The 23,234-nt window shown below is 68.6% G+C and carries 22 protein-coding genes and 2 tRNA genes; 2 read left to right on the top strand and 22 right to left on the bottom strand.

Going from position 1 to position 23,234, the window contains the following annotated elements; translation table 11 throughout:
- From VFU06_00895 to VFU06_00880, 4 genes are all read right to left on the bottom strand, one after another.
- Positions 1-135 (bottom strand): GTP-binding protein (locus tag VFU06_00895; protein ID HEU5207937.1); only part of this gene is annotated, 135 nt, incomplete at its 3' end.
- Positions 136-876: 741 nt separating this feature from the next.
- Positions 877-950, bottom strand: a tRNA-Gly gene (locus VFU06_00890).
- Between the two features lie 106 nt (positions 951-1,056).
- Positions 1,057-2,238 (bottom strand): hypothetical protein, encoded by a 1,182-nt coding sequence (locus tag VFU06_00885; GenBank protein ID HEU5207936.1) that lies wholly within the window; start codon positions 2,236-2,238, stop codon positions 1,057-1,059.
- A gap of 331 nt (positions 2,239-2,569) precedes the next feature.
- Positions 2,570-3,832: a mechanosensitive ion channel domain-containing protein gene (locus VFU06_00880; protein HEU5207935.1), complete on the bottom strand. Its 1,263-nt coding sequence runs from the start codon at positions 3,830-3,832 to the stop codon at positions 2,570-2,572.
- Between the two features lie 174 nt (positions 3,833-4,006).
- Between VFU06_00880 and VFU06_00875 the strand changes: the two genes are divergently transcribed.
- Positions 4,007-4,426, top strand: coding sequence for a hypothetical protein (locus tag VFU06_00875; protein ID HEU5207934.1), 420 nt, complete (start codon positions 4,007-4,009; stop codon positions 4,424-4,426).
- A gap of 58 nt (positions 4,427-4,484) precedes the next feature.
- Here the strand turns inward: VFU06_00875 and VFU06_00870 are convergent.
- Positions 4,485-4,556 (bottom strand) — tRNA-Thr (locus VFU06_00870).
- Positions 4,557-4,704: 148 nt separating this feature from the next.
- On the opposite strand from VFU06_00870, the gene VFU06_00865 reads away from it, so the two are divergent.
- Entirely contained in the window at positions 4,705-6,864 is a 2,160-nt protein-coding gene (locus VFU06_00865; GenBank protein ID HEU5207933.1) for a PxKF domain-containing protein, read from the top strand.
- 106 nt (positions 6,865-6,970) lie between these two features.
- Here the strand turns inward: VFU06_00865 and VFU06_00860 are convergent, their stop codons facing one another.
- The 17 genes from VFU06_00860 to VFU06_00780 form a co-directional block, all read right to left on the bottom strand.
- Entirely contained in the window at positions 6,971-7,477 is a 507-nt protein-coding gene (locus tag VFU06_00860; GenBank protein HEU5207932.1) for a hypothetical protein, read from the bottom strand.
- Positions 7,478-7,753: 276 nt separating this feature from the next.
- The gene (locus tag VFU06_00855) at positions 7,754-9,130 is read right to left on the bottom strand and encodes a sigma-54 dependent transcriptional regulator (GenBank protein ID HEU5207931.1); all 1,377 of its coding nucleotides are present in this window, start codon (positions 9,128-9,130) and stop codon (positions 7,754-7,756) included.
- 75 nt (positions 9,131-9,205) lie between these two features.
- Complete coding sequence (gene cysS, locus VFU06_00850) at positions 9,206-10,723, bottom strand: cysteine--tRNA ligase (protein HEU5207930.1); 1,518 nt, start codon at positions 10,721-10,723, stop codon at positions 9,206-9,208.
- 85 nt (positions 10,724-10,808) lie between these two features.
- Entirely contained in the window at positions 10,809-11,231 is a 423-nt protein-coding gene (locus tag VFU06_00845) for a hypothetical protein (protein HEU5207929.1), read from the bottom strand.
- Entirely contained in the window at positions 11,228-11,929 is a 702-nt protein-coding gene (pyrF, locus tag VFU06_00840; GenBank protein ID HEU5207928.1) for an orotidine-5'-phosphate decarboxylase, read from the bottom strand. Before pyrF ends, VFU06_00845 begins: the two co-directional genes overlap by 4 nt.
- A 20-nt stretch (positions 11,930-11,949) precedes the next feature.
- On the bottom strand, positions 11,950-12,867 hold the full coding sequence (locus tag VFU06_00835) for a dihydroorotate dehydrogenase (GenBank protein HEU5207927.1): 918 nt from the start codon (positions 12,865-12,867) through the stop codon (positions 11,950-11,952).
- Positions 12,864-14,009: an N-acetylmuramoyl-L-alanine amidase gene (locus tag VFU06_00830; protein ID HEU5207926.1), complete on the bottom strand. Its 1,146-nt coding sequence runs from the start codon at positions 14,007-14,009 to the stop codon at positions 12,864-12,866. Before VFU06_00830 ends, VFU06_00835 begins: the two co-directional genes overlap by 4 nt.
- 4 nt (positions 14,010-14,013) lie before the next feature.
- The gene (gene smpB / locus VFU06_00825; GenBank protein ID HEU5207925.1) at positions 14,014-14,475 is read right to left on the bottom strand and encodes an SsrA-binding protein SmpB; all 462 of its coding nucleotides are present in this window, start codon (positions 14,473-14,475) and stop codon (positions 14,014-14,016) included.
- A gap of 43 nt (positions 14,476-14,518) precedes the next feature.
- The gene (locus tag VFU06_00820) at positions 14,519-15,367 is read right to left on the bottom strand and encodes a YihY/virulence factor BrkB family protein (GenBank protein ID HEU5207924.1); all 849 of its coding nucleotides are present in this window, start codon (positions 15,365-15,367) and stop codon (positions 14,519-14,521) included.
- Positions 15,368-15,513: 146 nt separating this feature from the next.
- Positions 15,514-15,915, bottom strand: a complete 402-nt coding sequence (locus VFU06_00815) for a YtxH domain-containing protein (protein ID HEU5207923.1) — start codon at positions 15,913-15,915, stop codon at positions 15,514-15,516.
- Between the two features lie 12 nt (positions 15,916-15,927).
- Complete coding sequence (locus tag VFU06_00810; protein HEU5207922.1) at positions 15,928-17,301, bottom strand: sigma-54 dependent transcriptional regulator; 1,374 nt, start codon at positions 17,299-17,301, stop codon at positions 15,928-15,930.
- 33 nt (positions 17,302-17,334) lie between these two features.
- Entirely contained in the window at positions 17,335-18,003 is a 669-nt protein-coding gene (locus VFU06_00805; GenBank protein HEU5207921.1) for a histidine kinase dimerization/phospho-acceptor domain-containing protein, read from the bottom strand.
- A 101-nt stretch (positions 18,004-18,104) separates the two neighbouring features.
- The gene (locus VFU06_00800; protein ID HEU5207920.1) at positions 18,105-18,950 is read right to left on the bottom strand and encodes an aminotransferase class IV; all 846 of its coding nucleotides are present in this window, start codon (positions 18,948-18,950) and stop codon (positions 18,105-18,107) included.
- A gap of 4 nt (positions 18,951-18,954) precedes the next feature.
- Positions 18,955-20,355: a glucose-6-phosphate isomerase gene (locus VFU06_00795; protein ID HEU5207919.1), complete on the bottom strand. Its 1,401-nt coding sequence runs from the start codon at positions 20,353-20,355 to the stop codon at positions 18,955-18,957.
- 25 nt (positions 20,356-20,380) lie between these two features.
- Complete coding sequence (locus tag VFU06_00790; GenBank protein ID HEU5207918.1) at positions 20,381-21,166, bottom strand: MBL fold metallo-hydrolase; 786 nt, start codon at positions 21,164-21,166, stop codon at positions 20,381-20,383.
- Positions 21,163-22,578 carry a pyruvate kinase gene (gene pyk / locus VFU06_00785; protein ID HEU5207917.1) on the bottom strand — a complete coding sequence of 472 codons (1,416 nt, stop codon included), beginning with the start codon at positions 22,576-22,578 and terminating at the stop codon, positions 21,163-21,165. Before pyk ends, VFU06_00790 begins: the two co-directional genes overlap by 4 nt.
- A 16-nt stretch (positions 22,579-22,594) precedes the next feature.
- A partial coding sequence (locus tag VFU06_00780) for an amidohydrolase family protein (protein ID HEU5207916.1) occupies positions 22,595-23,234 on the bottom strand: 640 nt, incomplete at its 5' end.

The following is a 23,234-nucleotide window of genomic DNA, read 5'->3' as shown; positions in this document are numbered from 1 at the left end:
CACCTTGTCCGCCAGCCCCTTGGCCGCCTGGATCGTCGTGATCGCCGCCGTCAGCGTCGTCTTCCCGTGGTCCACGTGCCCGATCGTCCCCACGTTCACGTGCGGCTTCGTCCGCTCGAACTTTGCCTTCGCCATGGTCTCCCTCGAAGTACGTACTCGAACTCAGTTCAACTTGTCGTACCGGTAGCAGCGCCGGCGTTGCCGGCAGAGGGCGGGGTGGGTCCGTACGCAGGACGTCGCGCACGTTCCGGCTGCAGAACACGCAGTAGTCAGCCCGCCTTCCAGTTCCTGGGCCCCGGTGGTCAACGCACGGCAGGCTGTGCCGCGATAGAATGCTCCCACCTCGAGCCGGCCCGGCGCGCGTCGACCCACAGCAGTGGCCGAAGGGGCGCGGTTCCGGGACAGACTTGCAGTTTACAGGGAAAGCGCAGTGGCGTCAAGGGTTCGGCGGGTCGAGGACGCGCGGTTCCCGTGGGCTCGGCAGCGGGATGGGTCAGCGCTGTGTCGGCCGGCGGGGACGGGTCGTCCCGGCACCGGCGAGGGGCGAGTCCGGGGCACCCGCGCGGACAGTGCCCGCGGGCGCGCTCCCCCCTTTCGACGACGGTGCCTGGGGGTCGAAGGCAACGTTGCTCGCGATACACGCGTCCTGAACGAGTGCAACGTTGGCCATGATATTCAAAGGCAACGTTGCTCTCGAGGGTCGGAGGGCGGATCCAGGCAACGTTGACTTGGTTGTCGGCGCTCCGGGGCCGCTGGCGCCGCGGTTCCCAGGCCGACGCAGCCCCGCTGCCATCTCGGCTCCGGTCAGCGAAATCGCGAGCCGTGCCGTACAGAGGGTTACGGAAAACCCCGCCGCGGGTGCGGCGGGGTTTCCAGAGCGGGCGATGGGATTCGAACCCACGACATTCAGCTTGGAAGGCTGACGCTCTAGCCAGCTGAGCTACGCCCGCAGGTGTCCTGCAGCCGGGAAATCTCGCGTAAACACCCATTCCGATCAAGACTGCATGGTGACCAGCTGATTTCCCGGCGCGCAGCACTCCCGGCAGGCGGTACGCGCTACAACGACTTCAGGTACTCGATCAGGTCGCGTCGCTGCTGCGCCGTAAGGTTCAGCGACAGCACGTCGACGTAATGATCGACCACCTCGTCGAACGTCGCTGCGCTGCCATCGTGGAAGTACGGCGCGTGTTGCCAGGCGCCGGCGAGGGGGGTGGTGCGGTAGAGCCCGGTGACCGTGCGATCGGCGTACGCGGGATCCATCCCCGTTTCGGACGGCGCGTGCAGCGTTCCGTCGTTCACGTCGGTGAATGACTGGTTGGGAATGTGACACGTCGCGCAGCGTGCGCGCCCGTTGAATACGCCGCGGCCGCGCTCCGCTGCCGCGACGTCGAACGAGCCGGCCGGGGCCGCCGGAGCCTTCAGGCTGAACTGGTACTCGCGCAGCGCTGGCAGCTTGCTCGTGACCTGGTCCTCGGCGTCGGGGACGTCGATCGAGATGCCGAGCGCCGGATCGCTGAAATCGCCCCGTCCGTGCATCTGCGTGACCGCGACGTATGCGTTCCAGTACGACACCACGCCATCGGCGGTGAAGGTCTCGCGCGCCACGTGCCGGAGGCCGAACGCGGGCGGGATCACGATCGGCGTGTTCAGGCCATCGATGTTGATGCGAGGATCGTAGCGGCCCGGCCCCCAGGCGTTCAGGATCTGCTTCAGGTTGTCAGGGACGGCCGGAGAGAGTGCGACGATGGCACCGACGTTCAGGTCGCGATTGGCCCAGCCGTCCAGTCGGCTCCCGATCCCCGGAGCAAAGCTGTTGTCCACCGTGGAGTGGCAGAGCGCGCAGGTGATGCCGACCCGGCCCAGCCGCCGCACTCCATCGACCTCCTCGACTTCGCCCCTGACACCCAGCACCGCGTCGAGCTCGAGCAGCGCAAGCGTGGTCGCGGGGTCCGTCAGGTCCACATCGCCTGCCGCGATCGCGTCCTTCACGGACTGCGGCAGCGCGTCCGCGTCCACTTTGAGCCCCACCTGGAGCGCCAGTTCCGGGCTCACCGCGGACTCGATGACCTCGTGCAGCCGGAGCGTGTCCGTCCAGTACGTCTCGTCGCCGAAGGTGTCGAACCGGAAGATGTCCCTGCCCTCCGCAACCAGCGCCGGATCGAGCGGCTGCGGCCGCCCGGACAGCGGACCCATCCCGTCGTCGCACCCGACCCCAGCGCCGACCAGCAGTCCAAGCACGGAAACCTCGAGCAGTCGGCGCAGTGGCGCGCCGGCGCCGTGCACCTGAACACCCTCGCCGGATGTTGCGTCTGGAGGGCGTCCAGCGTCTGCACTCCCTGTTACGATCACCATTGTTCCTCCCTGCCAATGAAGAAGTCGGACCTGTCCGGCCATACCATGCAACGCCGGCTGAAATATATCAAGTATCATATTGACATATTGCGTAAAACGAACCGGGAAGCGGCTCCTGAGCCTGTGTGCGATCGGGTATGGTTGGGTGCTGCGCGGTCAGCGCGCCCCCGGAAGCCCGCGGACCCCGCGGTCCGCTGTCTCCCGGGCGGCCCCGCCGCTAGCCGGCCGCTTCGGCCACTGCCAGCGGCGCTACGTCGTAGCCCGACGGCCGCTGGTACACGCGCAGGCCGAACTCCGGGACCATGGAGAGGATGTGATCGAAGATGTCCGCCTGGATCGCCTCGTAGTGAGCCCAGCGAGTGTCGTTGGTGAAGACGTAGATCTCGAGAGGCAGGCCCTCGGGCGTGGGCGCGAGCTGGCGCACCAGGAAGGTCATCTCCTGGTGGATGCGCGGGTGCTGGCGCAGGTATGCGATGATGTAGGCGCGCAGGGTCCCGATGTTGGTGAGTCGGCGTGCGTTGGGCACGACGGAGGCGTCGTCGGCGAAGCGCGCGTTGTACTGTGCGAGCTCCTCCTGCTTCTGTGCCATGTACTCACGCAGCAGCGCGAAGCGCGAGAAGCGCTCGATCTCGTCGTCGTCCAGGAACCGGACGGTGGACGTGTTGATGTGGATCGAGCGCTTGATGCGTCGTCCGCCCCCTTCGAACATGCTGCGCCAGTTCTTGAAGCTGTGCTCCAGGAACTTGTGCGTGGGAATGACACTGACCGTCTTGTCCCAGTTCCGGACCTTGACGTTGTTGAGCGCGATGTCGACGACGTCGCCGTCGGCATCGAATTGCGGCATCTCGATCCAGTCGCCGACGCGCACGAGGTCGTTGTTGGTGAGCTGCACGCTGGCGACGAGTGAGAGCAGCGTGTCGCGGAAGACGAGCAGGATGACGGCCATCATCGCGCCGAGGCCGCTCACGAAATACCAGGGCGTGCGGCCGGCGAGCCGGGAAACGATGAAGATCAGGGCGACGGCATAGAGGAAGATCCTGGCGAGCTGGACGTAGCTCTTGATGGGTCGTCGTTCCGCGAGCGGCAGGCGCTGATACAGGGCGTGGCCGGCGGTGAGCACGGCGTCGAAAACGAGTGCACCGACCAGGATGAACGCGGCGCTCACGATCCGCTCGGCGATGTCCAGGGCGAGCGGGCTCATGCCGGGCACGAACCGCAGCCCGACCTGCGCGACGACCAGCGGCACGAACGCGGCCGCACGCGACAGCACGCTGCGGTCGAACACGACCTCGTCCCAGCGCATGCGCGTGCGCCGCACGATGGCGCGCACGAGCGCGAGGACGTAGCGCCGTGTGATCAGATAGAGCAAGCCGGCCGTGAGGAGCACGAGCGCGAGTCCTGCCAGCGTGCTCGTCCAGCCGCTCCCGAAGGTCCGGGTCCAGAGATCCTGCATCATCGACTCGTCTGTTGTTCGGTTCACGGTGCCGCAAGATAACACCTGTGTTCATGACGCAACCGGCAACGGCGTGCAGTACAGGTGGTGAAGGATCCTGTCGCGGCTTATCGTGTTCCGCGCGACGTGCCGCGATCGGCTGCACGGGCGCGAAAGTTGAACGGTACGCGCCCGCAGTGCGTCGTTTCGGCGCGGTGCGCTATGACCGTGACGCGGGAGGTTGGACTGGTGGAGCATCCGGACGAGCCTGCCCGGCTCTCTGAGATCCTGCGGACGTGGGCCGCAGCGATACGCGAGGACACGCCGACGGGCGTCGATGCCGAGCGTGCGGAGCGGAATGGCGCGATGGCGGACGTGCTGGAGCGAGCGTCGCATCTGCTGCTCGCACGCTACGCCGGCGATGGCCTCCTCGCCGCGATCCGCCGGGCGAGCGCGATCCGCGCGGATGGCGTGCCGCCGGGATTCGACCTGGCGCAGGTCTACACGGACGGGGATGAGGTCGTCGTCAGCGGCGAGCCGCTGCCGGACGAACCGCACGACTGCGATGCCATGGGGTGCGGCCCGTCGGCGCATGTGATCTTCCGCACCAGCGGCGGAGCGGAGACGGAACCACCCGAATGAACGAAGCCGCCGGCGCGCAACGCGCCGACGGCTCTGTGTCCTGCAGAAACCCTCCAAGAGCCGGCGGTCGGGATTGAACCGACGACCGCCCGATTACAAATCGGGTGCTCTACCGCTGAGCTACGCCGGCGTCGCCAGGAAAGATCGTAAGAATCGGGACCGGGTGCAACGGGCCCGCGAGGCGGCCGGACCTTCGGCGCCGGTCGTGATCCCCGCGAGGGCACTCGCGCGCATGGTGATGATGAGATCTGCTCTGCCCTCATCTCATCGGAGGTATCATGCGCATCACCCGCTGGACGGGTGCGCTGCTGCTCACCCTTGGAGCAGTGGCCTGTCGTGACTCGCAGTCACCCACCGCGCCGGTGCAGGACCTGGCGCCGGTCGCCGCCCTCGCGACGGAGGAACCGGGCAGCGTCGCCTTCGACCACTTCGTGGCGGACGCCACCTCCCACGAGTGGGCGAACTCGTACCTGCTGTCGCTGCTGAGCCACTACGCGTACGTGTCGCTCGTGGGGGCGGCGGACGATGCCGGCTTCCTCGCGGCATTCGAAGCGCACTTTGCGCCCCTTGGACTCGGCACCTTCCGGATGATCGAGGACCCCCTTACGGACACGGAAGTGATCATCGCGCAGAACGACGACGCCGTGTTCGTCATCTTCCGGGGCACGGAAGCCGACCCGGCCGCCCTCGAGTTCGAGCTGCGCGACATCTACGTCGACCTCGCGTTCGTGATGATCAACGGCGTCCACGATGGCTTTCAGGCCGGCTCGCGCCGGGTCATCGAGCAGGTCGCGGCGGAGCTCGAGAACGCTGGCGGCAGAAAGGTATGGCTCACCGGTCACAGCCTGGGCGGCGCTCTCGCGACCGTGACTGCGCACCTGCTGCGCACGGAGCACGACGTCACGGTCGACGGCGTGTACACCTACGGCGCCCCGCGCGTCTTCAGCGAGGACATTGCCGCGACGTTCGACGCCGCCTTCGGCGCACGCTCGCAGCGATGGGTGAACGACCGCGATCCCGTGCCGCACGTCGCGCCGGTCGTGCCGCTGCTCCTGCCGTACAGGCACGTGAGCGTGCTGAACAACATCGTGCCCGACAATGGTGCGTGCGTGGTGCGACGGAACGACACCGAGATGCTGCTGACGACGCCGGAGGAGCTGGCGTCGATCGTGTCGCAGCTCGACCTCGCGGATCTGGCGTCGGTGGCCACTGTTTTCCAGGCGATCTTTGCGCTCGGCAACCTCGACGACCACGACACCGCCCGCTACGCCAGCCGTATCTACGCGCGCATGCCGGCCGAGCTGCGTGCGGTGCTGCCCGAGCCGCCCTACCCCGCCAGTGCACCGACCTCCTGCGACGGACCGCAGGATCTCACGCCCCCGGTGGTCGAAGCCGAGATCACGGGGACATCCGGCAATGACGGATGGTACGTGAGCGACGTCGGGGTCGCGTGGAGCATTGTCGACGCGGAATCCAGCATCGAGTCCAGCGACGGCTGTGAGACCAGGGTGGTCGTGCAGGACACGAATGGCATCACGTTCACCTGCACCGCGACCAGCGCGGGCGGCACGACGACGGAGAGCGTGATGATTCGCCGCGACGCGACGCCGCCGTCGGGAGTCACGGCTGCACCGGACCGGTCGGCCGATCACGGTGGCTGGTACAATGCCCCGTTCGCTGTCGCCTGGAGCGGCGCCGATGCGACCAGCGGCATCGCCGTCTGCACGGATGCGAGCTACGACGGGCCCGACACCGCAAACGGCACACTGAGCGGCACGTGCACGGACGTCGCAGGCAACACGAGTGACGTTGCGATGTTCGGCTTCCACTACGATGCAACGGCTCCCGTGATCGCCATCGCGAGCCCGGCCGAACCTGCGCCGGATTTCTTCCGGGACCAGCTGGTGACGGCTGCGTTCCAGTGCAGCGACGCGACGGCGGGAATGGCGACCTGCACGGGCAGCACCGCTGATGGGGACGTGCTTCCGACCGACGCGTTCGGCGCGCACGAGCTGGTCGTCCAGGCGCAGGACCAGGCGGGCAATACGTCGAGTGCCAGCCGCGCGTATACCGTGACCTTTGCCTTCGACGGGTTCTATCCGCCGGTCGAGAATCTGCCGACGGCCAACGCGGCCCGCGCCGGTCAGCGCATTCCATTCAAGTGGAACCTGCGGGATTCCAGCGGCGCCGTCGTCCCCGACCGGAGCGATCTCTTCGAGATCACCTGGAGCGCTCCGTTCGCGTGCAGCGCGACCGTCGCGTCGAGCGACCTGACGGCGACGTATGCGGACAGCAACACGGGGATCCGCTGGGATCCGATCGAGCAGCAGTACGTCTTCGTGGCCGCAACCAGCCGGGCCGACGCGGGCACGTGCCGCTACCTCAACGTGGACGTCGGCTCACACGCCACGGCAAGCGCTCTCGTGCGCTTCCGGTGAGCGCGCGCCCGTAGTCGTCAGCAGAGACAGGGTCGGCCAGAAACAGCAGCGCCCGGCGTCGTCCGATGACGCCGGGCGCTGCTTTCAATGGCGAGCGACAGAACGCTCAGGGCGCGATCAGCGTGCAGGTCACCACCTCGACCGGCCCGCCACTGCGCACGGATGGCGCGGAGACCGGCTCCGCACCGGCTGAACGCCGAACCTCCGGGACCAGCGAAGCGGCTTCCCCGGCCGGGACGGCCACTCGCTCACGAGTCACTGTCAGCACCGGCGGCGGAAAGCCGGGGCGGGCCGTCACGCGGGGGCAGACGCTGCCCGGCGTATCTGTGCCACGCTGCCGCATCGCAGCCGATAGGACGACGACCCCGGCTTCCAACGACGGCGACGGCATCGGCACACCTGCATCTTCCAGCGATGGGCCGCCACTCGCGCGCTGCTCCTGGCCGGCGGCCAGGTTCGTCCCGGGCTGCTGCTCCGGCTCGAACCCGACGCGGTCCACGGGGGCCACCACGATCCGGACGCTCGCCGCCGCCGACTGCTGAGCCGACGCCAGCGCCGGGCACACGAGCACCCCTGCCCCCAGAATCGCGCCTGCCAGGATCCTGCCGATCACGTCGCCGCCCACCGTCGGTTCGCCGATTCACGATACAGTTGTCGGTGGCACAGGTGCGAAAGGCGTACCGCGTGCTGATCTGTCAGAAAACCGTTGCGGCACAGGCGAAAGCGGAGAATCGGGCCTCGCCGCCGTCGGCAGCGATGATGACATCGTTAACATCTGCCCATGGCCAGAAGAATCATCGCGCCACGGATTTCGCGACCGGATGCGCCGCCGTTAACAATGGACACGCCGCTGCAATCGGATACAGCAGCCCTCGCAGAACACCGCCCCTCAGCGCCGCTGATCGATGCCGAGTCGCCGAAGCTTCTTGTAGAGGCCCACGCGCGAAACGCCGAGCATCCGTGCGGCGCGCGTCCGGTTCCCGCCGCAGTGCTCCAGCACGCGTACGATGTGCTGCCGTTCCAGCTCCTGCAGGGTGAGGTCGACCGGCAGCGCCCCGGCATTTCCGGCCGGACCGGCCGCGCCGCCGGCTCGTGCGACTTCGGCCGGCAGGTGCTCGGTCCGTATGTGGGCGTCGGGGCCGGCGAGGATGAGGGCGCGTTCGAGGACATTGCGCATCTCGCGGATGTTGCCGGGCCAGTGGTAGGCGGCTATGCGCTGGAGTGCGTCGCTGTCGATGGCGGCCTCGTGGCCGCCGGCGAGCTGGTGCAGCAGGTCGGCGGCGAGGCGTTCGCGTCCGGGGATGTCCCAGGTGCGGAGCGGCGGCAGCTCGATGGGCAGAACGGCGATGCGGTAGTAGAGGTCCTCGCGGAAGCGCCCGTCGGCGACGGCGTTCTGGAGGTTGCGGTTGGTCGCGGCGATGAGCCGCGCACTGGAGGTCAGGTCGCGCGTGCCTCCGAGCCTGCGGAACTGCCGTGACTCGAGCGCCCGCAGCAGCTTGGGCTGCAGCTCGGGCGCGAGGTCACCGATCTCGTCGAGGAAGAGCGTGCCCTCGCTGGCGACCTCGAACAGTCCTCGCTTCATGGTGCGCGCATCGGTGAACGCGCCCTTCTCGTGGCCGAACAGCTCGGACTCGAGGAAAGTTGCGCTCAGGCTGGCGCAGTTCACCTCGACGAACGGCCCTTTCGCGCGCGTGGAAAGCGCGTGCACGCGGCGCGCGAACCAGTTCTTGCCGGTGCCCGTTTCGCCGAGGAGCAGGACGGTGGTGTCGGTCGGGGCGACGAGGGCGATGCGCTCGTCCACCGCGCGCATCACGGGTGCGTTTGCCAGCCCGACCCCGCTCCCCGCCTGTTTCGCGCTGGAACCGTGCGCTTCTTCCAGGTACGTGGTCCTGCTGCGGAGCTGCACCTTCTCGAGCGCGCGCTCGGCGGCGGCGTAGAGGTGCTGGATGTCGACCGGCTTGGCGAGGAAGTTCTCGGCGCCGGCGCGCATGGCGGCGACCGCGGTTTCGAGGTCCGCCTGGCCGGTCAGGACGATGATGGCGGCGTTCGGCTGGATGGCGCGGAGACGCTGGAGGACGTCCAGGCCGGGGATGTCGGGAAGGCCGAGATCGAGGATCACGAGATCTGCGGCGTCGCGCGCGTACGTGTCGAGGGCGCGGGTGCCGTCGATGGCGGTGAGCACGTCGTAGCCGGCGCGCTGGAAGGCGCGCTGCAGCACGGTGCGGACCTGCGTGTCGTCGTCGACGAGCAGGACGGATGCGCTCACGCCACTACACCCTCCGCCGGGCCGTCCGCATGCCACGCACGCGCACAGCCTTTGATGATCTCACCGGCTCCCGACTCACGCTTTCTTCCACCGCACGCCGCCCGGTGTGTCCTCCACGACCACGCCGGCGGCGGCCAGCTCGTCGCGAATGCGATCGGCGGCGGCGAAGTCGCGGCGGCTGCGTGCATCGGCGCGTGCGGCAATGCGTTCCTCGACCCAGTTGGCGAAGCCGGCCTCAACGCTGGTTGCTTCGGTGCGCGCCAGCGCGAGCACGCCGAGCACGTCGTCCATGCGCTCGAGTGCGTTGCGCGCGGCCTCGACGTCCCGGGTCGCGATCCGCGCTCCGGCACGATCCAGTGCGGCATTGGATTCCCGCACGAAATCGAACAGCGCGGCCAGGGCACCGGGCGTGTTGAGGTCGTCGTCCATCGCCTCTTCGAAGCGCTGCAGCGCGCGCGCCGCGACGTCGGCAAGCGAGTCCGTGCCGTGGTCGTGCGCGGCGGCGGGCGCAATACTCGTCGGATCCGGCGAGCCGGCGGGGCGTCCGTCGCCTCCCGCACCAGCCATCGCGGCGGCCTCGCCGAGCCGCCGATCGAAGTCGAGCAGTCGCTGGATCGCGTTCTTTGCATCGGTGAGGCCGGCAAAGGAGAAGTTCAGCTCCTTGCGGTACTGCGCGCCGATGAGGATGAAGCGGATTGCGGCGGGCGAATGGCCCATGTCGACGAGCTGGCCGATGGTGAAGTCGTTCTGCTTCGACTTCGACATCTTCTCGCCATTGACGAGCAGGTGCTTGACGTGGAGCCAGTAGCGCACGAAGGGCTTGCCGGTCGCGCCCTCGGACTGCGCGATCTCGTCCTCGTGATGCGGGAACACGAGGTCTTCGCCGCCGGTGTGGATGTCGAAGGTCTCGCCCAGCTCGGCCATGCTCATTGCGGAGCACTCGATGTGCCAGCCGGGGCGTCCTTCGCCCCACGGCGTCTCCCAGGCAGCGCCCACTTCGCGGTCGGTGTCCTTGACCGCCTTCCAGAGTGCGAAGTCGCGCGCGTCTTCCTTTTCGTACTCGTCGGCGTCGATCGCACGCGTCGCGAGACCTGCCCCCGCGCGCGTGTCGACCAGCTCGATGCGGCTGAGCTTGCCGTAGCCCGGGAAGCTGTTGATCGCGAAATAGACGGAGCCGTCCTTCTCGTACGCGTGCCCGTTCTCGATCAGCCGTTCGATGATCGAGATCATGTCGTGGATGTGGTCGGTCGCGCGCGGGTAGACGTCCGCGGGACGGATGCCGACACGCTCGAGATCGCGCTGGAAGTTCTCGATCTGTGGGGCCGTCACCGCTTCAATCGGCACGGAACGGGCGACCGCATCATTGATGATCTTGTCCTCGACGTCCGTCAGGTTCATGACGAAGCGCACGCCGTACCCCTTCCACTCGAGGTAGCGGTGGAGCAGATCATTGAAGATGAACGTCCGGAAGTTGCCGATATGGGGCGGCCGGTAGACGGTGGGCCCGCACGCGTAGACGCCGACCCTGGCGGGGTCGGCCGGCTCGAACGTTTCGAGAGAGCGGGACAGCGTGTTGTAGAAGCGCAGCGCCATGTCGGATCCTGTAAGAGTCGATCGGGCGCCGCCATGGCCGGATGTGCGGAGAAGCACGATCCGGCAGTGCTGTCACTGCGATGCGTCAGGGCATGACGCGGATCTCTGTGACCCTCCAGCCCCGATCCTCGCGGACGAGCGCAACGAATACCGTGCGGCGCTCGGGTATGGTAGTGCCTCGGGGACGCGTGATCCACTCCAGCTCGCCGAATGCGCGCTGCGGCCTGCCGCCGCTGACCCGGGTGACACCCGGCTTCACGGAGATCGTCTGCTGATCCTCGAAGAGCCGGCGCAGTGCTGCCGCGGCCTGGCGCGACGCGACGGGTCCGGTACGGCCGGAGTCGAACTCGAGCGCGAAGCCGCTGCCGGATGCACTCTGCGTGAGGCCGCGGACGTCGCCGCGCTCCCACATCCGCGCGACGCGCTGCATGGCGGCATCGAGGTCCTGCTGCGCGTGCGCGGGTGCTGCGAGGAACAGCAGAACGAGCAGCGTGGCAAGCCGGATCATACGCGCTCCGGGACTGCGATCGACTGGCGGATGCGCGTCGCGACATCCACCGGATCGGCAGCCTGCCAGATGGGTCGGCCGACCACCAGGTAGTCGGCGCCCGCGCGTGCGGCCGCTTCGGGCGTTGCCACACGCGCCTGGTCGCCCTTCTCGGACTCCGCGGGGCGGATCCCCGGCGTCACGATCAGGAAGCCCGCACCCTGGCGCCGGCGCATCAGCTCGGCTTCGAGCGGCGAGCACACGACGCCGTGCACGCCGGCTGCGGCGGCCAGGTCACCCAGGCGCGACACCTCGTCGCGAACGGAAAGCAGCTCGCGGTCCCAGACCTCCTCGACGCCAGCCGGCGTGAACGAGGTCAGAATGGTGACGGCGAGCACACGCGGGCCGTCCTTGCCCGCGGCCGCGGCCGCCGCCCGGAGCATGTCCGTGCCTCCCGTGGCGTGCACGGTCAGCAGATGCACGCCATGCGACGCCGCTGCTTCGACGGCGCCCGCGACGGTGCTCGGGATGTCGTGGAATTTGAGGTCGAGGAAGATGCGCTTGCCGCGGCCGGCGAGCTCCTCGAGCAGTCGCGGGCCGGAGCGGGTGAAGAGTGGAGAGCCAACCTTGTACCAGCCGACCGTCTCGCCGAGTCGATCGACGAGCCCCAGGGCGTCCTGGCTCGAGGGGAGGTCGAGCGCAACAATGAGGTCGGCCATGTATCCTGCAGTCTTCGGGTTCAGCCGACGCGGCCTGCCCCGATCAGCTCGCTCAGGTCCGCAATGCCGGCAACGTCGCCGTAGCGTTCGAGTTGCTGCAATACACGGATTCCCGCGCGAGGGTCCGCGAAGCTGGCGGTTCCGATCTGGACCAGCGAGGCCCCCGCCAGCAGGTACTGCACGGCGTCCTCACCCGAGCGGATGCCACCCGCTCCGATCAGCGGCACGTCCACGCGCCGACGGGCCTGCCATACGGCGTGCACGCCGATCGGCAGCAGGCCGGGTCCACTCGTGCCGCCGGAGCCCGCGCCGAGCACCGGCGTGCGGGTGTGAACGTCGAAGAGCAGGCCGGGCGCCGTGTTGACCAGCGTGAGTGCGTCCGCTCCCTCGGCCACGGCAACGGCAGCCATTGCTCCGATGTCCGGGACATTGGGCGCGAGCTTCACGACGAGTGGTCGCCGCGTCGCCCGCCGCGCCGAGCGCACCGCTTCGGCCAGCAGGTCCTCGCGCGAGCAGAAGATCGCGCCGCCCTCCTTCACGTTGGGGCAGGACACGTTCAGCTCGAAGGCCGCAAATCCCTCATCGCCGTCCAGCGCAGCGACCAGCTCACCGAACTCCTCTGCCGTGCGGCCGGCGACATTGACGAACACGCGCGCCCGCCGCAGCCGGTCCCGGAGCCAGGGGAGCTTGTCGCGCCGGAACGCCTCGAGCCCCACGTTGGCGAGCCCGACCGAGTTGAGCATGCCGGCATGGAACTCCGCCACGCGTGGCGCAGCGTTCCCCTCACGCGGCTCTGCCGTCACCGCCTTGACCGAAAGCCCGCCGAGCTTGTCGATGTCGAAGATCTCGTCCAGCTCGGCACCGTAGCCGCACGTCCCGCTCGCGAGCATGACGGGGTTCTGGAACGTCGTGCCCAGGAGCTGCTGCGACAGCTTCACGGTGCGCCCTCCGTCCACAGGTGCTCGTGCTGCGCGAAGAAGCGGTCCACCGCCTCGGCGATGCCCCAGGCGAGCTTCTGCTGGAAATCCGAGCGTGCGAGCAGCCTGGCCTCCTCCGGGTTCGACAGGTACGCCGTCTCGATCAGCACGGCCGGCATGAGCGCACCCACCAGCACGCGGAAGCCCGCCTGCTTCACACCGCGATCAGGCCCGCCGTGGAACTCCGCGATGCTGCGCTGCACGACCTCGGCGAGGTCGTTGGACGCACGCACGTAGAAGTCGTTGCGCAGGCTGTTCAGAATCATCCCGGCCGCGTCGTCGCCGTTGCTGCCGTTCTCATCGTACTGCTCGGCCGCGTTCTCCATTTCCGCGACCCGACGCGCATCCTCCGTGCGGGCATCCGACAGGAAGTACGTTTCGAAGCCCTTGACCGACGGCCGCCATGAGTTCGCATGAATGGAAAGGAACACGGCGCGCTGGCGGCCGTTCTTCCATTCGTTTGCCATGTGCGGCCGGTCGCCGAGCGCGATCAGCGTGTCGCGATCGCGCGTCATGTGCACCTCGTAGCCACGCTCGTTCAGCAGCTCGCGCAGGCGACGCCCGATCTCGAGCACGACGTCCTTCTCACGCACACCGTTCGGGCCGATCTTGCCCGCGTCGCGGCCGCCGTGCCCCGGGTCGATGACCACCACGCGCGTGACCGGAACGGATGGCCGCACCGCACCGGGCGTCACGAGCGGCGACGTCGCTCGAAGCGCGCCACTCCGCCACGCGATCCGCTCACCATGCTGCTGCGGAAGCCATTCGAGGAAGAACTGCTCGGGCAGGTGGAGCGCGCCGCCCGAACGGCGGGCGGGAAGCGCCAGCGCGTGCACGTTGCTGCCAGCCCGGAAGAAGGGCGAGCCCGCCGCAAAGACGAGCGTGTCGCCGTAGAGGATCACGCGCGTCTCGACCACCTCGTCGGTGATCGTCGCGCCGAGCCGTGCCAGCGCGCCAACAGGGAACGCGGCCGCGCCGTCCAGGACGACTCCTTCGACGACCGCCTCGCCGTCGGTGCCGACCATGCGCAACGAGGGGGATTGCGCGTGTGCCGCGGCCGCGGACAGCCCCGCGATCAGGACGGCGCTCAGCACACGCAGCATCGGCTCACCCCCTGCGCATCGCCCGGCGCATTTCGCGCTCGGCATCCCGCTTCTTCACGTCCTCGCGCTTGTCGTGCATCTTCTTGCCGCGTGCGAGCGCCAGCTCGACCTTGACGTGACCGCGCTTCGTGTGCAGATCCAGCGGCACGAGCGTCAGCCCCTTCTCCTGCGTGGCACCGATCAGGCGGCGCAGCTCGCGCCTCGAGAGCAGCAGCTTGCGCGGCCGGGTCGCGTCCAGGTTCCAGCGGTTCGCGGGATCGTACGGCGTCACGTGCATGTCGTAGAGCCATGCTTCGCCGTTGTCGATGCGCGCGAACGCCTCGGTCAGGCTCGCCTTGCCCTGCCGGATGGACTTCACCTCCGGACCGGCCAGCACGATGCCGGCCTCGAAGCGCTCCACGACATGGTACTCGTGCAGTGCCTTGCGGTTTCGTGCGAGCGTCCGCTGTTCGGGAGCGTCGGTCATGGCCGGCAATCTAGCGGCGGCGCGGCGCCTCAGGGAGTGGAGCTCACCCGAGGCGCTCCTTCTGCCGCCTGCGGATCCGCAGCAGCGACGTCACCTGGGCGACCTCGCCGCCCAGGATGAAGAGCACGGCCGAGTAGTAGATCCAGAGGAAGATCACGAACAGGTTGGCAAGGTTCGCATAGGCCGAACGGTAGCTCGCGATGTTCGCGATGTACCAGGCGAACGCCTGCTTGAGCAGCTCGATGAACACGGCGGTGAACGTCGCGGCGACCGTCGCCGTGCGCCACTGGATGCGGCGGTACGGGAGGAAGCGGAAGACGAGCAGGAACATGAACCAGATGGTCAGCAGCGAGCCCGCCCGGAGGTAGAGCTGATTGAGCACCTGCACCTGGTCGGGCCCCACGCCGAACACCGTGTAGCCGTACTCCGCGAGAACATTGACCAGCACGGTGAGCGCAACGTTGATCGCGAGCAGCAGGCCGGCAACGAGCACCATGCCGATGTCGAAGAACTTGCCTGCGATGATGCCGCGGTCCTGCTGGATGTCGAAGACCTCACGGAGCGCGGTGCGCAGCGTCCCGACGAGTCGCGTCGCGAACCACGCGAAGATCAGCGTACCGATGCCCAGGAAGCCGGAGGACTGGTCGAGCAATCCGCGGATGTACTCCCGCACCTGCGCGGTGAACTCGGGGCTGACGGGTGGCAGCGCCTCGAAGATGTAGCGGACGAGCGTTTCCTCTGCGCCTGCACCGTAACGACTCTGCAGCAGCAGGCCCGCGATGCCGAGCGTGGCGAGAATGAGTGGCACGACGGCGACCAGGATGTTGAACGCGATCGCGCCGGCCATGAAGAAGATCTGGTCCTGCTCCGCCTTCTTCCAGACGCGGCGCACGAAGTCGCCAGCTGCGCGTCGCGCCCTGGTGAAGCGCGACGGAGAGCCGGGTTGCAGAGACGACGAGCCCCCGCGCTCCGCGTGTGCGGCGGCGGGGGCAGCGCCGGTCGACGGCGTGGCGGCCACAGGAGACCGGCCGCTTCGTCTCAGAGCTCGGTTTCGCCGACGCCGCCGGTCGTTCCGGCGTCGCGCGGCTGGCGCGCGGCCTCGTAACCCGCTCGTGCCCGCGCGCCCGCGTCGCGGACGTGCTCGCTGGCGGTCTCACGGCCGCGGTCGAATGCATCGCGCGCGGCACCGACGCGCCCGCTGACCTCCGTCCGGACGTCGTCGTAGCGCTCGCTGACGTTCTCCTGCAGCGAGCGGAACCCGTCCTCCGCGCGATCCCGCAGCCGGTTCAGCCCCGCACGCAGCTCCGTGCGCGTTTCCGCACCCGCCCGCGGTGCAAGCAGCAGCGCGGCACCCGCGCCGATGAGTGCGCCGAGCAGGAAACTGCCGATTCCCGCGTCGCGCTCGATAACGATGGTCGCGTACTCGTCCCGATCGGCCATGTGGGCTCCTTTCTATTTCGACGCCGCCGACCGCGCCTTGGTCGCATTCGCGCCGAGGTAGGTCTGCAGTTTCGCCTTGAGATCCTTCTCCGTGACACCGAGGATCTTCGCCGTCTTCTTCTGGTCTCCGCCGGTGAACGCGAAGGTCTTCAGAGTGACCGCCTTCTCCGAGTCGGCGATGCTCGTGCCGACCGGGATGTGGACCTCGCGCTCCTCGAGGCCGAAGCGCTTGGGCGAAAGATCGCGCACCTCGATCGTGTCGGACTTCGAGAGAATGACCGCGCGCTCCACCGCGTTCTTCAGCTCGCGGACGTTGCCCGGCCAGCGGTACGTCTGGATGAACTCGAGCGCGCCCTCGCTGAAGCCCTCGATCGTCTTGCCCTGCTCGTCCGCGAAGCGCCGCAGGAACTCCTCCGCGAGGAGCTGCACGTCGCCGGTCCGCTCACGCAGCGGCGGCAGGTAGACGGGAATCACGGCGAGGCGGTGGTACAGGTCGTCGCGCAGCTTGCCCTCTTCCAGGGCTTCCTCGACGTTCTTGTTCGTCGCGGCGACCACGCGGATATCGACGCTGATCTCCTTCTTGCCGCCCAGACGGCGGAAGCTGCGCTGCTCCAGGGCGCGCAGGAACTTGACCTGGATGTCCGGCTCCATTTCCGCGACCTCGTCGAGGAACAGCGTGCCGCCATCCGCCTGCTCGAAGGCTCCGGGCTTCTCGTTGATCGCGCCCGTGAACGCGCCCTTCTCGTGACCGAACAGCTCGTTCTCCAGGATCTCGCGCGGGAACGCGCCGCAGTTCAGTGCGACGAACGGCCCCTTCTTGCGCGGCGACTTGTTGTGCATCGCGCGCGCGACCAGCTCCTTGCCGGTCCCGCTCTCGCCCACGATCAGCACACTCGCCGACGACGGCGCGACCGCCTCGATCAGCTTGTAGATCTGGGTCATCTCCTCCGACTGACCCAGCATGTCGCCATAGCGAGTGAGACTCTCGAGACGGTCCTGCAGGCGTCGGTTCGCCGTGCGCACCTCGTACTTCTCGAGTGCCTTCGGGATCAGCGCCTTGAGACGGTCGATCTCGAGGGGCTTGGTCAGGTAGTCGTAGGCACCGTTGCGCATCGCCTCGACGGCGCTGTCCACGGTGCCCTTGCCGGTGATGATGATGAACTCGCTGTCGATGCCCGCATCACGCATCTGCGCGAACAGCGCCAGCCCGTCCATCTTCGGCATCTTCAGATCCGCGAGGACCAGACCGTACTCCCCCGACTGGACCTTGTCCCACGCCTTCTGGCCGTCATTCGCCGTGTCGACGCTGTAGCCCTCCTCCTGGAGGAGCATCTGCAGCCCGTCGACAATGTGCTTCTCGTCGTCAGCAATCAGGACTTTCGTCATAACGCTCAAGTTAGTCCTCGCGCGAAGTGGGGGTCAAGCTCCCGTAACTCGCGGCAAAACAATGTACATAGACGATTGCGCGCGCCTCGTTTCCACGCGCCCCCCACCCGCCTCGAGAAACCGCCGCGCGACCCGTCGCGCCTGCGTGTCCGGCAGGGCCTCCGCGGCCGCGTGCAGCCGGATCCGCACCGCGGTCTCGTGCGCAACGCTCAGCCGGAGCGGCGTCGGATCGCCTCCCCTGCCCTGCGCCGCCTTCAGCACGTCGATCATCGGCATCGCCAGCGCGAGCAGCGCGAACTTCAGATCCGGCGCTGCCACGGTGATCGGCGCATCGATGTCCAGGTCTTCGGTCTCGAGGGGCACCAGCGCCAGCTTTGCCTGCAGGCGAAGGAGCGGCAGCACCTCGTCCAGGGCGCCCGCCAGCGAGTGGGCATGCTGATCCCGCGAACGCTCCGGACGCAGCAGCTTCAACAGGAGATCCACCAGCTGGTGCGTGCGCTGGATCTCCTGATCGATCACCGCCGCGCGCTCCAGCGCAATGTCCGGATCCCCGGCGGTGAGCCGGCGCCGCAGCACCTCGAGGTTGATCACCATCGCGTGCAGCGGGTTCTTGATCTCGTGCGCAAGGTCGTCGGCGAGCTGGCTGACCAGCCGGTACCGGCTCGCCAGGAGGTCCCGCCGCGTGTCAGGCGTCGCGTTCAACCGATTTCCAGGATTTTCTCGATTCCGGATGCACCGCCGGCCACGCGCTCCGCCCCGGCAGACGACTCCGCCGGCCAGTCCGTTCCGGCAGGCGCCTCCAGTTACGCAGGTTCTGTTCCCGCTGGCCGCTCCACGTGTGCCGCAACGGCGGCCCAGTAGGCGCTGCGCAGACGCGGTCCGAGTTCGGGCTCCGGCAGCGGTCGGCGATCGAGGACGCGGATGTTGACCGGGCCCACGGAGCTCATGGTGGCGAGGATCTCGTCGGCGTAGTCGAGCGCGTCGCGGCCGTAGATGCCCTCCTCCACCTGGAGCCCGAGCGCGCGCCCGAGGCCGATCACTTCCGCGCGCGTGACGCCGTCCAGGATGCCGGTCTCGAGCGCGGGCGTGTAGAGCGTGTCAGCGCGGCGCCAGAAGACGTTCCAGGTGGGACCCTCGGCGACATGGCCGTCCACGGTGAGCAGCAGCGCGTCGTCGGCGCCGGCGTCGGCCGCCTCCTGGCGCGCGAGCAGCGACCAGATGCGGCCTGTCGTCTTGACGACATGGGGCACGACGGTCGCCGGCGGTGTCCGCACGCGCGCGGTGATGAGGGTCCAGCCGCGCTCGGCGCGCTCGCGCCAGGCGCTGCTGACGGGAGCGATCGTCGCGAGCGCAAAGGAGCCACTGCCGCTGCCGCGTGTCACGGTGATGCGCAGGCTGCCGTCGCTCAGTGCGTTGCGCTGCGCGAGCTGGAATGCGACGTCCCTGAGCGTGCTTCGCGGCGGCAGCGGGATGCGCAGCACGGCCGCGCTCTGCTCGAGCCGCTCGAGGTGCCGCTCGAGGCGGAAGTAGCCGCCGTCATGGAGACGGGCGGTCTCGAACACCGCGTCGGCGCCGAGAAAGCCGCGGTCGGTGATCGGCACCGAGGCGGCCGTCTCGTCCAGCCACTCGCCGTCCACCCAGGCGATCATCGCGCTACCTGCTGCGGTAGTCGGTGCCGCCGTCGGGTGTGTCGGGCGCGTCGTAGCCCTTGCGACCCATGAGGCCGTACGTGAGCTGCTTGCCGAGCTCCACGCCCGGCTGGTCGAGCGGGTTCACGTCGTAGAAGCCGCCGCCGTAGACGGTAGCGATCTGCAGCATCATGAGCAGCTCGCCGACCGCATGTGCATCGGCACGCGGCAGGGTGAGCGTCATGTTCATGCGACCGTTGGTTGCGAGTGCGTGCGTCGTCGCGACGCGTTCGGCATCGAGCAGCCCACCGAGCGAGCTGCCGCCGAGGTACGAAAGCGCGTCCAGCTCCGGATGCACGTCGGGCACGACCAGGTCGGTGCCGCCCTCCTCCAGCGCCAGGATCGTGACCGTCTTGTCGAACGGCCCCTCCATGTAGAGCTGCACCTGCGAGTGCTGGTCGGTCGGCCCGAGCGCCTTGACGGGCGTCGGTCCCACGAACACGTCCGCGCCGGCGCGGTTCACGCGCTTGCCGAGGCTCTCGGCCCAGAGCTGCCGGAACCAGTCGGCGAAGCCGTAGAGGCGGTCGCCGTACGCCATCATCACGTGGATGCCGGCGCCCTGTTCGGTGTGTGCCGCGTACTGCAGCGCCGCGAAGAGTGCGGCGGGGTTGTCACGCAGCACGTCCGTGCGGCAGCGCTCGTCCATGGCGGCGGCGCCGGCGAGGAGTGCATCGATGTCGATGCCGACCAGCGCCGCGGGCAGCAGCCCCACGGCGGAGAGCACGCTGAAGCGGCCGCCGACGCTGTCGGGCACGGGCAGCGTCGCAATGCCCTCCTCGTCCGCGAGCCGGCGCAGCACGCCCTTTTCGGGATCCGTCGTGAAGACGAGGTGGCGGCGCTCGCCGTCGGGATCGCCCTCGAAGGTGGTGCGGAGCATGTCGCGCACGATGAGGTACTGCGCCATCGTCTCCGCTGTCGAGCCCGACTTGCTCACGACATTGAACAGCGTGCGGCGCATGTCGAGGCGCTCGAGCAGCGGGCCGATCGTGGTGGGATCGATGTTGTCGAGGACGTAGAGGCGCGGGTAGTAGTCGCGCTGCTCGTCGCTCAGCTCGTTCCAGTACGGCTTCAGCAGTGCCTGCTGCAGTGCAGTGGTGCCGAGCGCCGAGCCGCCGATGCCCAGCACGACGATCGTATCGAACGACTGGCCGACGCCCTCGGCGAAGGTGCGGATCTCCTGCGTGATCGTGCGCTCGTACGGCAGTGCAAAAAAGCCCAGCTCGCCGCTGTCGCGACGCTGCTCCGTGTCCGCGTGCACCCTGCGGAAGCGCTCCGCCATGCGATCGAGCGCGTCCGGCTGCAGGCCGCGGCCGCCCAGCCGCGGTGCCAGCATGTTCGCGTAGTCGAGTATCAGCCGCTCCGCCATTCCCTGCTCCGTTGAAATCGATGTCTCACGCTTCGGGCACCTCGACGACGAGTCCGTCGTACGCGGGGGCGACGCCCGCCGGGAGCGTCGCCGCCAGGTCTGCATGCCGCGCGCGGTGCGCGAGGTGTGTCAGGAACGTCTGCCCCGCACCGATCATGCGCGCCGTGTCGACGGCCTCCTCGACGCTGAAATGCGTGGGGTGCGGGTTGCCGCGCCAGAGCGCGTTCAGCACGAGGACCTGCACGCCGCGCAGCGCATCGAGCGCGCGCTCGTCCAGGCGCTTCGCGTCCGTGATGTAGCCGAGTCCGCCGGTACGGAAGCCGAACACCTTCTGGTCCCCGTGTGGCACCTCGATCGGCAGCAGCGCGAAGCCAGCGATACTCACCTGCCGCCACGCCTCGAACTCGTGCAGCGCCAGGTTCGGGCGACTCGTTCCGGCCGGCGGGCTGTACGCGGCATCGAAGATGTAGTCGAAGCGGCTGCGGAGCTGGGCCGCCGTCTCGCGATGGGCGTGCACCGGCAGCGGGTGCGACGTGCGGCCGGCGAACACGCGCAGGTCGTCGATGCCGTGCACGTGGTCCGCGTGCGCGTGCGTGAACCAGACCGCATCGATGTGCTGGATTCCATCGCGCAGGAGCTGGATGCGCAGCTCGGGCGGGGCGTCGATCAGCAGGTTGCCATGGTCGCTCTCGAGCAGGGCGGCGTGCCTCGTCCGGCGGTCGCGCGGGTCGGTCGACGTGCACGTTGCGCACGAGCAGCCGACGACGGGCACACCGAACGAGGTGCCGGTGCCGAGAAAGCGGAGCCTCACAGCACTTCGACGCGCAGCATGTTGGTGGTACCGGGCACGTGGAACGGCACGCCCGCCGTCACCACCACGCGCTGCCCCGGCTGTGCCATGCGCGTGCGCAGCAGGTAATCGCGCCCCGCGTCGAGCATCGCCTCGTAGCTGATCTCGCCGGTCGTGCAGTGCACGGGCTGGACGCCCCATACCAGCGCGAGCTGGCGCCAGGTGCGCTCCTGGTCGGTCACCGCGACGATCGGCACGGGCGGCCGGTAGCTCGAGACCAGGCGGGCGGTGCCACCGGTGCGGGTGATGCACACGATCGCGGGCGCACCGAGCAGGCGCACGGCCTCCACCGTGCCCGCGGAAATCGCGTGCTCCGTGGGCGTGGCGCCGATGCGCAGATGATCCAGGATCGGGACGTCGTACTTGGGTCCCTCCTCGTACGCCTGCGTGCGCTCGATTTCCGCACCGATCCGCACCATCGCCTCGACGGCGAGGAACGGATACTTCCCTGCCGCGGTCTCGCCGGACAGCATGATCGCGTCGGTGCCGTCGAAGAGCGCGTTGGCCACGTCGCTGACCTCCGCGCGCGTCGGCCGCGGGTTCTCGATCATCGACTCCAGCATCTGCGTGGCCGTGATGACCGGGCGCCCGTACAGGTTCGCGAACTGGATGATCCGCTTCTGTGCGACGGGCACCTGTTCGAAGGGCAGCTCCACTCCCAGGTCGCCACGCGCGACCATGACGGCATCGGTCTCTGCGAGAATCGCCTCGATGGCCTCCAGTGCGGTGTCCTTCTCGATCTTGGCGCAGATGAGCACGCCGCTCGGGATCCGGTTGCGCAGGTCCACGATGTCGTTCGGGGACTGCACGAAGGAGAGCCCGATGTAGTCCACGCCCTGTGCGACCGCGAACTCCAGGTCGATCAGGTCCTTCTCCGTGAGGGCGGGTGCGCTCACGCGCACACCGGGCAGGTTCATGCCCTTGTTCTGCTTGAGCAGCCCGCCGCGCACGACGCGGCAGTACACGCGCTCGCCACGGACTTCCTCGACGCGCAGCTCCATCAACCCGTCGTCGAGCAGGATGCGATCGCCTGACGAGACGTCGCGCGCGAGCTCGGCGTACGTCGTGGGCAGCTCCTCCCCCTCGTGATGCCCCTCGGGCGCGAGCACGACGTGCGACTTGTCGGCGAGGTCGACGGGCGCGGGCAGTGCGCCGATGCGGATCTTCGGACCGGCGAGGTCGGCGAGCACGGCGATGGGCTTGCCGACCTGCGCGCTCGCCTCGCGTGCCCAGCGAATGACCTGTGCATGCGACTCGTGCGTGCCGTGCGCCATGTTGATGCGAAACACATCGGCGCCGATCTCCGCGAGCGCGTGCACCTTGTCACGTTCGCCGCTCGCGGGTCCGATCGTGGAAACGATCTTGGTACGCAATTGCGTTGCTATCCTCTCATGCATCGCGCCACACGAGCTGCCCGCCGACAATCGTGGCGGTGCAGCGCATGGCAGGCAGTTCTGATGCTGGGACCGCGAGCGGGTCGCGATCCCAGACGGCAATATCGCCGAGTGTGCCGGGCTCCAGCCGCCCGAGCTCGCGGTCCATGCCTGCGGCAATGGCCGGGCCGCGGGTGAATGCGACGAGCGCATCGCTGACGTCGATCCGCTCCTCCGGGTACCAGCCGCCGACCGGCTTTCCCTCCGTATCCTGGCGCGTCACGGCGGCGAACAGCGAGAGCCGCGGATCCACCGGCTCGACCGGCGCGTCCGAGCCGAAGGCCAGCGTTGCGCCGCCGGCGGCAAGCGAGCGGAACGCGTACGCATGCCGGGCGCGCGCGCCCCAGTGCCGGTCCGCCGCCTGCCAGTCGCTGAGCAGGTGCGACGGCTGTACGCTGCACACGATGCCGCTCCGCCCCGCATCCGCAAGACGGTCGGGCGCGCAGCACTGCACATGCTCGATCCGATGCGGCATGGCCAGCCCGCTGCGCGGGGCGCGCCCCAGCACGTCCAGCGCGAGCGATACCGCGGCATCACCGATCGCGTGCACGACGCTGGCCAGTCCCGCCGCGGCCGCACGGGCGACGAGCTGCTCG

Source organism: Longimicrobiales bacterium (assembly GCA_035764935.1).
Taxonomy (GTDB): Bacteria; Gemmatimonadota; Gemmatimonadetes; order Longimicrobiales; family RSA9; genus DASTYK01.
The sequence above is the reverse complement of the archived record's forward strand: the minus strand, read 5'-3'. Positions and strand labels throughout refer to the sequence as shown.